12 protein-coding genes and 4 tRNA genes are annotated in these 14,038 nt (G+C 65.7%); 1 reads left to right on the plus strand and 15 read right to left on the minus strand.

Going from position 1 to position 14,038, the window contains the following annotated elements; genetic code table 11:
- The 6 genes from AC5P6H_RS16735 to AC5P6H_RS16760 all read right to left on the minus strand — a co-directional run.
- Nucleotides 1–279: GTP-binding protein (locus tag AC5P6H_RS16735; RefSeq protein WP_308307142.1), on the minus strand; the 279-nt coding region annotated here is incomplete at its 3' end.
- 41 nt (nucleotides 280–320) lie between these two features.
- Nucleotides 321–396: transfer RNA gene (locus tag AC5P6H_RS16740), tRNA-Thr, on the minus strand.
- Between the two features lie 49 nt (nucleotides 397–445).
- Nucleotides 446–519 (minus strand) — tRNA-Gly (locus AC5P6H_RS16745).
- Nucleotides 520–543: 24 nt separating this feature from the next.
- Nucleotides 544–629 (minus strand) — tRNA-Tyr (locus AC5P6H_RS16750).
- Between the two features lie 137 nt (nucleotides 630–766).
- A complete protein-coding gene (locus AC5P6H_RS16755; RefSeq protein WP_495202899.1) occupies nucleotides 767–1,783 on the minus strand; it encodes an isoaspartyl peptidase/L-asparaginase family protein in 1,017 nt (338 codons plus the stop codon).
- Nucleotides 1,784–1,892: 109 nt separating this feature from the next.
- Nucleotides 1,893–2,912: a cyanophycinase gene (locus tag AC5P6H_RS16760; RefSeq protein ID WP_046429266.1), complete on the minus strand. Its 1,020-nt coding sequence runs from the start codon at nucleotides 2,910–2,912 to the stop codon at nucleotides 1,893–1,895.
- Nucleotides 2,913–3,081: 169 nt separating this feature from the next.
- Here AC5P6H_RS16760 and AC5P6H_RS16765 point away from each other — a divergent pair, with 169 nt between their 5' ends.
- Nucleotides 3,082–5,820, plus strand: a complete 2,739-nt coding sequence (locus AC5P6H_RS16765; RefSeq protein WP_046429053.1) for a TonB-dependent receptor plug domain-containing protein — start codon at nucleotides 3,082–3,084, stop codon at nucleotides 5,818–5,820.
- A gap of 614 nt (nucleotides 5,821–6,434) precedes the next feature.
- Here the strand turns inward: AC5P6H_RS16765 and ychF are convergent.
- The 9 genes from ychF to AC5P6H_RS16810 all read right to left on the minus strand — a co-directional run bounded on the left by ychF (nucleotide 6,435) and on the right by AC5P6H_RS16810 (nucleotide 13,995).
- Nucleotides 6,435–7,526 (minus strand): redox-regulated ATPase YchF, encoded by a 1,092-nt coding sequence (ychF, locus tag AC5P6H_RS16770; protein ID WP_014646036.1) that lies wholly within the window; start codon nucleotides 7,524–7,526, stop codon nucleotides 6,435–6,437.
- Between the two features lie 98 nt (nucleotides 7,527–7,624).
- Nucleotides 7,625–8,245 carry a DMP19 family protein gene (locus AC5P6H_RS16775; RefSeq protein ID WP_495202900.1) on the minus strand — a complete coding sequence of 207 codons (621 nt, stop codon included), beginning with the start codon at nucleotides 8,243–8,245 and terminating at the stop codon, nucleotides 7,625–7,627.
- 2 nt (nucleotides 8,246–8,247) lie between these two features.
- The gene (gene pth / locus AC5P6H_RS16780; RefSeq protein ID WP_032956928.1) at nucleotides 8,248–8,826 is read right to left on the minus strand and encodes an aminoacyl-tRNA hydrolase; all 579 of its coding nucleotides are present in this window, start codon (nucleotides 8,824–8,826) and stop codon (nucleotides 8,248–8,250) included.
- A 48-nt stretch (nucleotides 8,827–8,874) separates the two neighbouring features.
- Entirely contained in the window at nucleotides 8,875–9,492 is a 618-nt protein-coding gene (locus AC5P6H_RS16785; RefSeq protein WP_010481743.1) for a 50S ribosomal protein L25/general stress protein Ctc, read from the minus strand.
- Between the two features lie 107 nt (nucleotides 9,493–9,599).
- Complete coding sequence (locus AC5P6H_RS16790) at nucleotides 9,600–10,559, minus strand: ribose-phosphate diphosphokinase (RefSeq protein WP_005415400.1); 960 nt, start codon at nucleotides 10,557–10,559, stop codon at nucleotides 9,600–9,602.
- A 140-nt stretch (nucleotides 10,560–10,699) separates the two neighbouring features.
- Nucleotides 10,700–10,776: transfer RNA gene (locus tag AC5P6H_RS16795), tRNA-Gln, on the minus strand.
- 11 nt (nucleotides 10,777–10,787) lie between these two features.
- Nucleotides 10,788–11,657 carry a 4-(cytidine 5'-diphospho)-2-C-methyl-D-erythritol kinase gene (gene ispE, locus AC5P6H_RS16800; protein WP_164232697.1) on the minus strand — a complete coding sequence of 290 codons (870 nt, stop codon included), beginning with the start codon at nucleotides 11,655–11,657 and terminating at the stop codon, nucleotides 10,788–10,790.
- Complete coding sequence (gene lolB / locus AC5P6H_RS16805) at nucleotides 11,654–12,313, minus strand: lipoprotein insertase outer membrane protein LolB (protein ID WP_014646033.1); 660 nt, start codon at nucleotides 12,311–12,313, stop codon at nucleotides 11,654–11,656. The genes ispE and lolB overlap by 4 nt, the downstream gene beginning before the upstream one ends.
- Complete coding sequence (locus AC5P6H_RS16810) at nucleotides 12,310–13,995, minus strand: tetratricopeptide repeat protein (RefSeq protein WP_172601383.1); 1,686 nt, start codon at nucleotides 13,993–13,995, stop codon at nucleotides 12,310–12,312. The genes lolB and AC5P6H_RS16810 overlap by 4 nt, the downstream gene beginning before the upstream one ends.
- Nucleotides 13,996–14,038: the final 43 nt, after the last annotated feature.

Genomic DNA, 14,038 nt, shown 5'->3' on the forward strand with positions numbered 1-14,038 from the left:
GATCATGTTCTTGACGTAGTCAGCGTGGCCCGGGCAGTCAACGTGGGCGTAGTGACGGATCGGGGATTCGTATTCGACGTGCGCGGTCGAGATCGTGATACCACGAGCCTTTTCTTCCGGCGCGGCGTCGATCGAGGAGTAGTCCTTGAACTCGCCACCGAAGCGCTCGGCACCGATCTTGGTCAGTGCGGCGGTCAGCGTGGTCTTGCCGTGGTCGACGTGACCGATGGTGCCGACATTGACGTGCGGCTTGGTGCGCTCGAACTTACCCTTGGCCATGGCTGCTTATCTCGAATTCGTCTGAGAGGTGATGCTTAAGATGGTGCTCACGAAAGGAATCGAACCTTCGACCTCTTCCTTACCAAGGAAGTGCTCTACCGACTGAGCTACGTGAGCCGAGTTTTGCATTATGACATGAACTCGATAAGATTCAAAGTTCATTCAATGGAGCGGGAGACGGGAATCGAACCCGCACCATCAGCTTGGAAGGCTGAGGTTCTACCATTGAACTACTCCCGCGCCGGGAATGTCACAACGTGAAACTGGTGGAGGGAGGTGGATTCGAACCACCGAAGGCGTAAGCCAGCAGATTTACAGTCTGCCCCCGTTGGCCGCTTGGGTATCCCTCCTTACCACCCCATTCCGTTGCCGCCGAAGCGTTGCGGTGTGTGGTGGTGAGCCGCTTATTCTGCTGATGGGACGGGGGGCTGTCAACGCTTTTTTCCATCTTTTTCACACGTTGTCGCAAACCCATTGATACGCAAGGTTATTGACCGGGGACCGGCGGGGTCTCGCTGGCGAAAATTGCGACATGGGGGACTCCGTCGGCGCCGATCCAGCCCCGATACATGCCCTGGGTGTTGAACGGCGTGGCCATTCTGCCGTCCGCGGCAATCACAATCGCACCACCGTCGCCGCCCATCTGCGGAATCGTCTCGTTGATCACGCCCTTGCCGGCCTGCTCCGGGCTCTGCCCCTGGTAGCGCATGCGCGCACAGATCTCGTGCGCGGCCGCGGTGCGGATGTAGTACTCGCCCCAGCCGGTGCCCGACACCGCACAGCGCGCATCGGCCCAGGTGCCGGCGCCGATGATCGGCGAGTCCCCCACCCGGCCATAGCGCTTGTTGGTCATGCCGCCCGTGGAGGTGCCCGCGGCCAGCTGCCCCTGCGCATCCAGCGCGACCGCACCGACGGTACCGAAGTGCTTTGCGGTCTCCAGGTCGGCATGGGCTTGGCCATTGACCTCTTCCTTAAGCGCGCGCTGCAGCTGCTGCCAACGCTTCTCCGTGCGGAAGTAGGAGGGATCAACCAGAGCAACGCCCTGCTCCACCGCGAAGGCTTCGGCACCCTGCCCTACCATCATCACGTGCCTGGACTTCTGCATCACGGTCTGCGCCAGCAGGATCGGGTTACGCACCCGCTGCACGCCGGCCACCGCACCTGCTGCCTGGGTGGCACCGTCCATCACCGCCGCATCCAGCTCGTTGTGGCCGTCATGGGTGAACACTGCGCCCTTGCCAGCGTTGAAGGTCGGATCGTCCTCCAGCACGGTGATTGCCGCAGTGACCGCTGCAAGCGCCGGACGACCGGCCGCCAGTTCGGCATGGCCTTTCAGCAGTGCGGCGCGCAACGCATCGCGCGCAGCCTTCTCTTCGGCCGGCGACAGGTCCTTGCGTTCGACGCCGGCGCCGCCATGGATGACCAGCAATGGCGACGCAGCCGGGGCGGCCTGGGCGATCAATGGAAAGGACAGCAGCGCGGACAGCGCCAGGCGCAGTTTCATCAGGTACGTCTCCAGCAGGACAAGGGAATGGATTGCAGGGTAGCGCCGGCCGCTGGCCGCAAGGGGCGCATCAGCTCAGGGAAAGTGAGTTGCCGGCCAGCGGCCGGCGCTACCGAAGCGTGAACTCGATCTGGCCGTCGCTGATGTCGGCCACGGCCTGGTAGTCGGCCTCGGCCTGGAAATCGTCCAGGCGCATGCGGCTGCCACTGGCGACCACGGTCACTGGAACGGCATGGAAGCGCAATGGTTCGCCCTCGACCAGGCGATCGGCATCACGACCGGGGCTGACCACCCAGACCTTGCCCTCGCCATCAGCGCTGTAGACCTGGGCCTGGCCATCGGGCTCCACGCACAGGGCGGTGTCCTCATCAACGCCGATGCCGACGATGTCAGGGTCGCCGCTGTCCTGCGCGGCGCGTGCCACGAACACGATGAGGCGGCCAAGGCGGTCACGCTTGTCGAAATGGGTGTCGGTGACCACGCGCTGCAGGTAGGGCATCTGCAGGAAGCCACTGTCCATGGCGACTGCGCTGCCCATCGGATCGGCCAGCGCACCGGCCGAGCTGATGCTGCCGCCATCCATGGCGCCATAGGCATAGCCGCCGAGGATGGCCAGGCCAGCGCTGGTACCGGCAATCGGCTTGCCGGCGCGTACATGGGCGTTGAGCGCGCGGTTGAGTGCGGTGCCCTTCCAGAAGCGGATGTAGCGCGACTGGTCGCCGCCGGCAATGAAGATGGCATCGGCCGCAGCGACCACGCGCAGCACGGCTGGATCATCGGCACCGCGGCGGCTGTCGAAGACCAGCGTCTGTACCGCGGTGGTGCCGCCGATCTCGCGGTACAGGCGGTCCTGCAGTTCATCGCCACCGGAGGCACGCAGGATCAGTACACGGCCATTGCCGGCCTGCTTCAACCACCACTGGAAGGCATCCGGCACCCACTCGCCACCGCCCATCAGCATCATCGCGGATGCACGCGGCCCGGGACGTGGGGCCTCAAGGTCGCCGACCTCGTAATAGGAAAAGCCCGGGCCCTGCAGATCCTGCGCGGGCGCGGCCGACGGCCAGGCCAGCATGAGCAGCGCCAGCCAGGCAACAGGGGTACGCAGGGTCCGGTGAACGCGTCGCATCTTGATCTCCCTGAACAAAATCGACTTGCAAGCGTTTTCACTCTTTGCCAGATAGGGACCCAGTAGTCAAGGACATAAAAAAGGCGTTAAATGCGCGCGCCCATTCCGGAAATCTGAATGGGGGACAGGCCCCTCCTCTGCGGGCCGGCTTCATTTCCGAGAATTCCTCATGCGTAGAAAGGCGATGGCGTGGTCGATCCAGCTAGCGTTGATGGGTGTGGCTGCTTCCGCGGCCGCCCAGGCTCCGGCGTCCTCTCCGGTACAACAACTGGACGCGGTGCAGGTCACCGGTTCGCGCATTCCGCGCGCCCAGGTGGAAGGCCCCGCCCCGATCACGGTGATCAACGCCGAACAGATCCGCTCCAGTGGCTTCACCAGCGTGCCGGACGTGCTGCGTGCGATGACCCAGAACGGCGGTGAGACGCAGAGCCAGCAGTCTTCCAGCGGCGCCGACTTCTCGCCGGGTGCCCAGCAGGTGGACCTGCGCGGCCTGGGCCCGAACCACACGCTGGTGCTGGTCAATGGCCGCCGTATCGCCGACTTCCCGATGCCGTTCAAGGGCCGCAGCAACTTCACCGATGTCTCCAACATTCCGCTGGGGATGATCGAGCGCATTGAAGTACTGACCGGCAGCGCCTCGGCCATCTATGGATCGGACGCGATCGCCGGCGTGGTCAACTTCATCCTGAAGAAGAAGGCCGACGGCACCACGATCGACATGCGCATGGGCACCACCACTGAAGGCGGTGGCGAGTCGTTCGACATGAGCATCGCCAGCGGTTTCAGCCGTGGCAACTTCAACGCGGTGTACAGCGTGGAACTGCAGTCGCAGACGCCGCTGTGGGCCTATGAGCGCGACATCCAGGACTCGACCCAGGACGGCCCCACCGAGGGTTCGCGCATCGCCCGCCGCGCCTACCTGCGCACCGACTACAACGATGACTACCTGGACCCGGGCGCGGCCACCTGCGAAGCGCTGTCCGGCCAGAACCAGGGCAGCACCTACCGCGCCTACCGCCCGCGCTATGGCTATTACTGCGGAAGCGACAGCTCGATCGGCTACGGCACCATCCTCAGCAAGCGCCGTGGTGCCAATGGCTACGCCTCGCTGAGCTACGACTTCGACAATGGCCAGCAGTGGTTCGCCGATGTGCAGCTGGGCTATCACACGATGTCGCTGATGCGCGACGTCACCAAGTGGGGCCGCATGGACGCCAACGGCGATGAGTCGGGCTACTTCAACAACGAAGCCACCGGCGAGATCGAGTTCTGGCAGCGCCAGTTCTCGCCCGAGGAAATGGGTGGCCTGCGCAATGCCATGGTGCGCAGCACGCAGAAGACCTTCAGCGTGACCACCGGCTTCAAGGGCAACCTGGCCGGCAACTGGGACTACGAAGCGGCATTGAGCCATTCGCAGTACCAGTCGCGGATCAGCTGGGCGCAGATCATCGCCGCCAAGGCCAATGACCTGTTCCTCGGCCCGCAGCTGGGCGTGGATGACGACGGTTTCCCGATCTACAACGCCGACCCGTCACGCCTGTACCGGCCGCTGACCCGCGCCGAGTACGATTCGATCGCCGCGCGTACCACCTACACGCCGAAGTCGCGCACGGAGACGGCGGCATTCACTCTGACCAATTCCGCGCTGTTCGGCCTGCCCGGCGGTGACGCCGGTTTCGCCGCGACCGTGGAAGTGGGCCAGCAGGCGTACTCGCTCAATCCTGATCCGCTGGCGACCCAGTACTACTATTACAGCTGGAAGGATTCGGACGGCCAAGGTTCGCGCAACCGCTGGGCTACGGCGGCCGAGCTGCGCATGCCGCTGCACGAAACGGTCAACCTGAGCGTGGCCGGCCGCTACGACCAGTACCGCTATTCCGGCCACACCATCGGCAAGGCGACCTGGAGCGGTGGCCTGGAATGGCGCCCGATCGACACGCTGCTGGTGCGCGGTTCGTATGGCACCGCGTTCCGTGCGCCGGACCTGCACTATGTATTCGCCGGCCCGGGCAACGATGAGACCACCGCCGAAGACCTGTACAGCTGCCGCGCCGACGGCGCCACCGACTGCGCCGACTACGAGCGCAACCTGATCCGCAGCCGCACCGGCAACCGCCAGCTCGACCCGGAAACCAGCACCTCGTGGAGTGCCGGCTTCGTCTGGTCGCCGGCCGTCGGCCTGGACCTGTCGGTGGACTGGTTCGACATCGACATGCGCGACCAGGTGCAGGACATGGACGTGCGCACGATCCTGGCCAACGAAGCGAACTGCCGCCTGGGCAGCGCCGACATCACCTCGCCGACCTGCGTGGATGCACTCGCCCGCATCACCCGCAGCAACGACGGGCGCCTGTATGGCGTGCGCGTGGCGCCGATCAACGTCGCCCGCGAATCCACCTCCGGCATCGACGTCGGCCTGCGCTACCGCCTGCAGACGGGCATCGGCGACTTCATCTTCAACGGCACCCACACCTGGGTGAAGAAGCATGACTTCCAGCGCTACCCGGGCGACCGCACCGAAGACCAGTTCGCAGTGAACAGCGGCTTCGACATCCCACGCACCAAGACCAGCCTGAGCGTGACCTGGGAAAAGGATGCGTGGTCGGCAACGGTGTACGGTTCGCGCCTGGGCAAGCTGCCGACCTCGGACAGCTACGACCAGGTGTTCGACTGGGACAGCGGCGACAGCCCGTACGTGAAGGCGACCTATCGCTACAACGCCTCGCTGCAGTACCGCTTCGACGACCACTCGCGCCTGTCGCTGTCGGTGGTCAATGTGTTCAACAAGATGCCGCCGACGGACCGTACCTACACTGCATACCCGTACTACGACGTGTCCTGGTTCGACAGCGTGGGGCGCACGATCAACCTGCAGTACACCCACAAGTTCGGTGGCAGCGCGCTGTAAGGCACGCCGCATTGCAGAACGTGGACGACAAGGCCCGCCATTGGCGGGCCTTGTTGTTTGCGGTTCTGGTAGATGCCCACCCTGGTGGGCACTGTTTCGCCCCGCCCACCAAGGTGGGCGACTGCCAGAGCGGGCCATCTGGGGTTTTCCACACCGCACGTGGAAAGCAATGGGAACTTGGTGTGGACAAGTGGGTTCGAGCGTTGCGGTGCAGGCGTTTCCGGACGTGGTGATTCTTTGTCCACGGCCCCGATTGTTTTCCACACGGTACGTGGAGAGCAATGGGAACTTGGTGTGGACAAGTGGGTGCGAGCATTGCAGCGCAGGCGTTTCGAAGCGCGGTGAAAATTTGTCCAGGTCGCGCGGGCGAGCCCCTTGTAGAGCCGAGCCCACGCTCGGCTCCGGCTGGCATCAGCCGAGCATGGGCTCGGCTCTACATCAGGTTCGTCGGTTTTCCACACCACGCGTGGAAAGCGATGGGAGTTTGCTGTGGACAAGTACCGGCGAACGTCACACCGCAAGCGTTTCGCAGCCTGGTGTTTTTTTGTCCATCACCGGAAACGCGAACGCCCCGCACAGGGCGGGGCGTCCGGGGTCGATCCGATGCCGCAGGATCAGACGTTGAAGCGGAAGTGCAGGATGTCGCCTTCCTGCACGCGGTACTCCTTGCCTTCCAGGCGCAGGCGGCCGGCTTCCTTCGCGCCGGCTTCGCCCTTGTACTTGATGAAGTCGTCATACGCGATGGTTTCAGCGCGGATGAAGCCCTTCTCGAAGTCGGTGTGGATGACCGCCGCGGCCTGCGGGGCGGTGGCGCCCTTGCGCACGGTCCACGCACGGACTTCCTTCACGCCGGCGGTGAAGTAGGTCTGCAGGCCGAGCAGGCTGTAGGCCGCGTTGATCACGCGGTTCAGGCCCGGCTCGCTCAGGCCCAGGTCCGCCAGGAAGGTATCGCGGTCTTCGTCGTCGAGCTGGGACAGCTCTTCTTCGATCGCGGCCGACACCGGCACCACCTGCGCGCCTTCGGCGGCAGCATGCGCACGCACGGCTTCCAGGTGCGGGTTGTTGTCGAAACCGTCTTCCAGCACGTTGGCGATGTACATCACCGGCTTCAGGGTCAGCAGGAACAGGTCGCGCACCAGCGCCTTCTCTTCCTCGTCCAGCCCGGCCGAGCGCCCAGCCTTGCCCTCCGACAGTGCAGCCTGCAACTTGGCCAGCACCGGCTTGCGCGCCGCCGCATCCTTGTCGCCGCCCTTGGCCGCACGCTCAGCACGGTTCAGCGCCTTCTCGACACTGTCCAGGTCGGCCAGCGCCAGTTCGGTGTCGATGGTTTCGATGTCCGAGATCGGGTCGACCTTGCCGGCCACGTGCACGATGTCACCGTGCTCGAAGCAGCGCACCACGTGGGTGATGGCATCGACTTCGCGGATGTGCGCCAGGAACTTGTTGCCCAGGCCTTCACCGCTGGCGGCACCGGCGACCAGGCCGGCGATGTCGACGAACTCGACCGCGGTCGGGATGACCTTCTGCGGGTTGATGATGCCCGCCAGCTCGTTCAGGCGCGGATCCGGCACCGGCACGATGCCGACGTTCGGCTCGATGGTGCAGAACGGGAAGTTCGCCGCGGCGATGCCCGCCTTGGTCAGCGCATTGAACAGGGTCGACTTGCCGACGTTGGGCAGGCCGACGATGCCGCATTTGATACCCATGGGTTGAATCCGGGTTTGAGTGTAAGTGGATGATTCGGGATTCAAGGCTCGCCTGCGGGCATGCCCTCAATCCCCAATCGTCCTTCCAGTAGCCCGCGCTAGAACGCGGCGTACAACCTGTGACGTTCTGCGTACGCTTTCAGCAGTTCTTCAAGCTGGCCGTCGTCGACCAGTGCATAGAATCGCCCATCCAGCGCATCAAGTGCTGTTTCGACTTCATCGTCGAGATACCCGTCGGCACGATAGATCTGCAGGCGTCTCTGCGCATGATGATCTTCCATGGCCTCATTGCCAAACAGTAGCTGCTGGGCCGCGAGCACGATGTCTCGCACGTCAAGCTGCTGCATCTCCCCAAGCCCTGCAAGCGCTCCCGCGATGTAGCCGCCAGCAGAATTTTGGAAATAGGCATCAAGCCCTCCACGATAGACATCATTGATGAGCGCGTTGATCGCAAAGTAGCGCTGATCCTGCACTGACAATCCGGAAAATCCACAACCGTTCCCGTGGACTTGTTCGATCAACCAATGCCAATGCCGCCCCTCTGCTGATTCCTCGAAGCGCTTGCGCTCCTCGCGAACCTCCCGATCTCGCGTCTTCGCCATTTCCATGCTTTGCCGCGTGCCATTCCGGCACGGCATGCAGAGCCCATCGTTCCGGGCCGCCGTCGCCAGCAGGATCATGGCGCCACACACGGTGCAGGGAGTACGCGGGTCGGTCATGGTCAGCGCGGGGTGTGCAGCCGCTTCATCGCTTCGTTGAAATCGCCCTGCACCGCCAGCGGCAGCACGTCGATCGCATCGTCGATGGCGCGTGCGATCAGCACGTCATCCTCCTTGGACGGGCGCCCCAGCACCCAACCCACCACGCGGTCCTTGTGGCCGGGATGGCCGATGCCCACGCGCAGGCGGTGGAATTTGCCATGACCCAGCAGGCGGATGGTATCGCGCAGGCCGTTCTGGCCGCCGTGGCCACCGTCGAACTTAAGCCGCGCCGCACCGGGCGGCAGGTCCAGCTCGTCGTGGGCCAGCAGGGTTTCCTCCGGCTCGATCTTCCAGAACCGCTGCGCGGCGGTGACCGACTTGCCGCTGAGGTTCATGAAGGTGGCGGGCTTGAGCAGCCACACCGTCTGCCCGGCGATCTCGACCTTGGCGGTCTCGCCGAACAACTTGCTGTCCACATTCCATCGCGCACCGGCTTTTTCCGCCAAGGCCTCAACGAAATGAAACCCGGCATTGTGCCGGGTCCGGGCGTGTTCCGATCCGGGATTGCCCAGACCGACGATCAGTCGCAGTCCTGCCATGGTTCCTTCCAGTACGGTGCCTGCCCGGAGGCAGGCACCGTAACGGTATTACTCGGCGGCAGCCGCTTCTTCGTCAGCCTCGTCGGCCTTGCCGGCCTTGGCGGTGACGATGGCGTCGTCGTGGTCCTTGCCCAGCGCCAGCGCCGGGATTTCCACGCCCTTCGGCAGCTTGATGTTGGACAGGTACACGACGTCACCGGCCTTCAGCTCGCCCAGGTCGACTTCGATCGACTCCGGCAGGTCCTTCGGCAGGCAGGTGATGGTCACTTCCTTCAGTTCGTGGGTGACCACGACGTCGGCAGCCTTGCCGGCCGGCGAGGTGTCTTCGTTGACGAAGTGCAGCGGGACCGAAGCGGTCAGGGCTTCGTTCTCGTTCACGCGCTGGAAGTCCAGGTGCATGATCAGCTGCTTGTACGGGTGGCGCTGCATGTCACGCAGCAGGACCTTCTGCACCTGGCCATCCAGGTTCAGGTCCAGGATCGAGGCATAGAACCACTCGTTCTGCTGGGCCAGCCAGATTTCGTTGTGGTCCAGGCTGATGGCGACCGGCTCGGCGTTGCCGCCGTACACGATAGCCGGGATCACACCAGCGTGACGCAGGCGGCGGCTCGCACCCTTACGCTGCAGTTCACGCTTGGTGACCTTGATTTCATGGGTCTTCGACATTTTCGACTACTCAGGTTGTTGCCGCGCCCTGCGGCGTGGCGGTTGAAGATGCTTCCGCGACCAGAAGCATCCGGGTATGTCCCCCCGTTGCCGGCAGGGACGAAAACTCAGTCGACGTACAGCGAGCTGACCGACTCGCCGAAGGCGATGCGGCGCATCGTTTCGGCCAGCATTTCCGCCACGCTCAGCTGGCGGATCTTGCTGCACACCCGCGCTGCGTCCTTCAGCGGGATGGTGTCGGTCACCACCAGCTCGTCGAGCTGGGAATTGGTGATGTTGTCCACCGCCGGGCCCGACAGCACCGCGTGGGTGCAGTAGGCGGCGACCTTGAGCGCACCGCGCGCCTTCAGGGCAGCGGCAGCGGCGCACAGGGTGCCGGCGGTATCGACGATGTCATCGACCATCACGCAGGTCTTGCCTTCGACGTCACCGATGATGTTCATCACGGTGGAGACGTTGGCGCGCGGGCGGCGCTTGTCGATGATCGCCAGGTCGGCGTCATCCAGGCGCTTGGCCACCGCACGGGCGCGGACCACGCCGCCCACGTCCGGCGAGACAACAATCAGGTTCTCGGTGCCGTAGGCGCGCCAGATGTCGGCCAGCAGCAGCGGGGACGCATACACGTTGTCCACCGGAATGTCGAAGAAGCCCTGGATCTGGTCGGCGTGCAGGTCGACGGTCAGCACGCGATCAGCGCCAGCGGTGCTGAACATCTTGGCCGCCAGCTTGGCGGTGATCGGCACGCGCGAGGAACGCATGCGGCGGTCCTGGCGCGAGTAGCCGAAGTACGGCACCACGGCGGTCACGCTGGCCACCGATGCGCGCTTGAGCGCGTCGATCAGCACCAGCAGTTCCATCAGGTTTTCCGCGCTCGGCGCGCAGGTCGGCTGGATCACGAACACGTCCTGCTTGCGGACGTTCTCTTCGATTTCCACCTGCACTTCACCATCGGAGAAGTGCGACACCAGCGCCTTGCCCGGGCGGACCCCCAGTTCCTTGCAGATGTTCTGCGCCAGACGTTTGTTGGCGTTGCCGGAAAAGACCAGCAGGTTCGGGGACTCTTGCATCATGATTGTCTCGGGCGGGGACGAGTGGCGGGGATCCGGAGTCGGCAAGGACCCCGATGGACCCTTGCTGCTGACAACACCGCGGTTGTTTCCACGTCCCGCGCGGGCGATGCGCTGGAAGGCGCGGACACAGCCGCTATTGGCAGGGGCGGTAGGATTCGAACCTACGAATGCCAGGATCAAAACCTGGTGCCTTGGGCCTCTTGGCGACGCCCCTGCATTGATAAATCAGTGTTGCTCGAGTGCATCCAGCAGTGGCGAACGCGCAACGCCCGCTGCCACCCTTGCCCGCAACTCCTTCGGCAACTTCGACCGCCCCTGCTCTGCAGCAGCCTGCGATGCGAACTCGACGAAACAACCACTTCCCGAACCGGTCAGCCGCGCCGCGCCGATGTCGCTCAACGCGGCAAGCGCTGCCTCGACGGCAGGCTCACGGCGGCGCAGCACCGGTTCGAACGCGTTCCCGACCAGGGTCCCGGAAGCGAAGTCCTCTATTTTCGCCACTGGGCTGTCGCGCGTCAAATCCGGGTCTGCAAACAGGACCGGCGTAGGAACATGAACACCCGGTTCAACCACCACATACCAGGCCGGCGCCAGCGTGATCGGCTGCAGGCGCTCGCCCACCCCTTCGGCCCAGGCGTTGTGGCCACGCACGAACACCGGCACGTCGGCGCCCAGGCGCAGGGCCAGCGCGGCCAGGGCATCCTCGTCCAGGCCGGCGCGCCAGAGCCGATTCAGCACCACCAGCACGGTGGCCGCATCGGACGAACCGCCGCCGAAGCCACCACCGGCAGGAACGTGCTTTTCGACGATGATGTCAGCACCTTGCGCGCCCTTCGCCTCATCCTGGAGCAGGCGCGCGGCCCGCACCGCCAGGTCATCGGCCTCGGCCACGCCGGCCAGGCCCTCGCCCTGCCGACGCACCTGGCCGTCTTCACGCAGGCGCAGGCCGATGCGGTCCCCCCAGTCCAGCAGGCGGAATACGGTCTGCAGCTCGTGGTAGCCGTCGGCCCGGCGGCCGGTGATGTGCAGGAACAGGTTCAGCTTGGCCGGGGCCGGCCACCAGGACCAGCCCGCGTCGTCGCACCCGGCGCTCATGGCGTGCCCTGCCCCCACTGGTCCACCAGCAGGCGCACCTTGGCGTCGCCATTGCTGGCCTCGATCCGGCGCGGCAGCGCCGGTCGTCCGGCGTCGGCCGGGTACCAGTCCAGGTACTGCACCTGCCAGCCCATCTGCTGCATGCGGCGCGGCCGGCCTTCACCGTCGCGCTCGACCTTCTCCGGACCGGCAGCATCCCCGGCCACCAGGCCGCGGATCCACTCCGGCAGCTGATTGACCGGGATGTCCCAGCCAGTCGCTTCCAGCAGCAGCTGCTGGGCGTCCTCGCCATCGCGCGGACCGCCGGACAGCCCTTCCAGGCGACCGGCTTCGGAATGGGTGTCGCCGGTCAGCTTCCAGCTCTGCCGGGTCACCGGCGCGCTCAGTTCGACCACGTAGCGGCGGCCGTCCTGCTTCCAGTCGATGCGACCGCTGCCGCCGTCCTTGCCCTTGCTGACCGCCACCCGCCCCTGGAAGGCCCAGTCCGGCTGTGCCTGCAGCGCGGCCACGCGCGCTGCCTCGGCCTGCGCCGCTTCAGCCGAAACAATCTCGACCACCGCTGGCGCCGGGGTCTTCTGCGTGCCGACACTGGTACAGGCGCTCACCGCCAGGGTCACGGTCGCCAACAGCAGCGGCCGGATCAGGGAACCACTCATGGATTGAATTTCTCACGGGCGCGCAGCAGCGCGCGGTTTTCAGGGTCGAGCTTGGCCGCTTCGTCGAAGAAGTGGCGGGCCTCGTCATGCTTGCCCAGCACCCACAGCACTTCGCCGACGTGGGAAGCGATCTCCGGGTCCTTGGCCAGGGTCCAGGCCCGGCGCAGCTGTACCAGTGCCTCTTCCTTGCGGCCCAGGCGATACAGCACCCAGCCATAGCTGTCGACGATGGCGGCGTTGTCCGGCTCGGCCACGCGGGCGCGGTCGATCAGCTCCAGCGCTTCCTGCAGGCGGCCGGTGCGATCGGCCAGGGTGTAGCCCAGCGCGTTCAGCGCCGGCACGTTTTCCGGGTCGGTCACCAGGATCTTGCGCAGGTCGGCCTCGGCGCGCGGGATGTCGTCGCGGCGCTCCCAGGTGAGCGCACGTGCGTACAGCAGGCCGTTGTCGTCCGGGTAGGCGGCCAGGCCGCGGGCCAGCGCATCCAGTTCACCGGCGCTGTCGTCACCACGCTGGCGCAGTTCGGCTTCCAGCAGGTAGGCGTCACGGCGCACATCGTCGTCGACCACCGCGTCGGACTGGATCGCGTGCACTTCCTCCAGCGCCAGCGGCAGGCGCCCGGCCAGGGCCTGGGCATTGGCCGCGCGCAGGCGCGCTTCGCTCAGCTCATCGCCACCGGGCACGCTGTGGTACCACTGCACCGCCTCGGGGTAACGCTTCAGGTATTCGGCGATCTTGCCCAGCAACAGGCGCTGCGCCGGATCCGGCTTGGCCGCCTGCCGCGACAGCTCGTTGTAGAGGTTGGACAGCGCCGCCTTGTCGCCCTGCTTGGCCAGCAGCGAGGCGCGCATGCCCCAGGTCTGTACGTCCTGCGGGCCGAACGCCAACACGCGCTCGGCCGCAGCCGGCTGGCCCAGGCTGTCGTAGGCGATGGCCACCGCATTGCGCAGCTCGGGGTCCTGGCGGGTCTTCGGCTCGACGTCGTGCAGCAGCGACAATGCCTTGTCGGTCTCGCCCGCCTGCTGCAGCTGGCTGGCACGCAGCAACGCTACGCGCGGCTCTTCCGGGAAGCGCTTGACCACTTCATCGATCATGCGCCGCGCCAACTCGGGCTTGTCCATGCGGAGGGCCAGGCGACCGAACTCCTGCCAGGCCTCGATCTTCGGCGGAATCGCATTGGCATCGACCAGCTCGCCGAGCACCTGCGCCGGCACCGCCGGGTCGCGGCCACCGCCGATCAGCGCGGCCAGGGCGAACTTCCAGCCGCGCTCGTCGGGGTCGGCCAGCAGCGCCTGCAGCTCGGTGCGGGCAGCCTTCACATCGCCCTGGCGCATGGCCAGCGCACCGGCGGCGCTGCGCATGGTCAACGAGCGCGGGGCGCGCTGCTGCCACAGGGCCAGGCCCTTGGCGGCGCTGGCATCATCGTTGGCCAGCATGGAGATACGGGTCGCGCGCTCGGCCAGGCCGGCGTCGCCGTCGGTCTGCTGCGCGGCCTGCAGGTACCAGCGCGCGGCCTCGGCCAGCTTGCCGGCCTGCAGGGCGAACTCACCGGCCATCACCGGTTCCAGCGCCAGTTCCTCAGTGGCCGCGGCCCGCACGGGGGCCTTGGCCGGCACCGCCGCCAGGGCCTGGGTGCAGGCCAGGGACAGCAGCAGAACACTGGGGATGCGAATCAATGCGGGCATCGTCGGCATCGGGGCCTTAAAATGTCGTCCAATGGCCAGCAGC

This window comes from Stenotrophomonas sp. YJH_SMC_110 (assembly GCF_059369255.1).

Coding starts and splice junctions, on each gene's coding strand:
- lolB (WP_014646033.1), bottom strand. CDS start 12,313: ATGAGTGGTTCCCTGATCCGGCCGCTGCTGTTGGCGACCGTGACCCTG.
- AC5P6H_RS16755 (WP_495202899.1), bottom strand. CDS start 1,783: ATGAAACTGCGCCTGGCGCTGTCCGCGCTGCTGTCCTTTCCATTGATC.
- AC5P6H_RS16765 (WP_046429053.1), top strand. CDS start 3,082: ATGCGTAGAAAGGCGATGGCGTGGTCGATCCAGCTAGCGTTGATGGGT.
- AC5P6H_RS16810 (WP_172601383.1), bottom strand. CDS start 13,995: ATGCCCGCATTGATTCGCATCCCCAGTGTTCTGCTGCTGTCCCTGGCC.
- AC5P6H_RS16785 (WP_010481743.1), bottom strand. CDS start 9,492: ATGTCGAAGACCCATGAAATCAAGGTCACCAAGCGTGAACTGCAGCGT.
- AC5P6H_RS16775 (WP_495202900.1), bottom strand. CDS start 8,245: ATGACCGACCCGCGTACTCCCTGCACCGTGTGTGGCGCCATGATCCTG.
- AC5P6H_RS16760 (WP_046429266.1), bottom strand. CDS start 2,912: ATGCGACGCGTTCACCGGACCCTGCGTACCCCTGTTGCCTGGCTGGCG.
- ispE (WP_164232697.1), bottom strand. CDS start 11,657: ATGAGCGCCGGGTGCGACGACGCGGGCTGGTCCTGGTGGCCGGCCCCG.
- ychF (WP_014646036.1), bottom strand. CDS start 7,526: ATGGGTATCAAATGCGGCATCGTCGGCCTGCCCAACGTCGGCAAGTCG.
- pth (WP_032956928.1), bottom strand. CDS start 8,826: ATGGCAGGACTGCGACTGATCGTCGGTCTGGGCAATCCCGGATCGGAA.
- AC5P6H_RS16790 (WP_005415400.1), bottom strand. CDS start 10,559: ATGCAAGAGTCCCCGAACCTGCTGGTCTTTTCCGGCAACGCCAACAAA.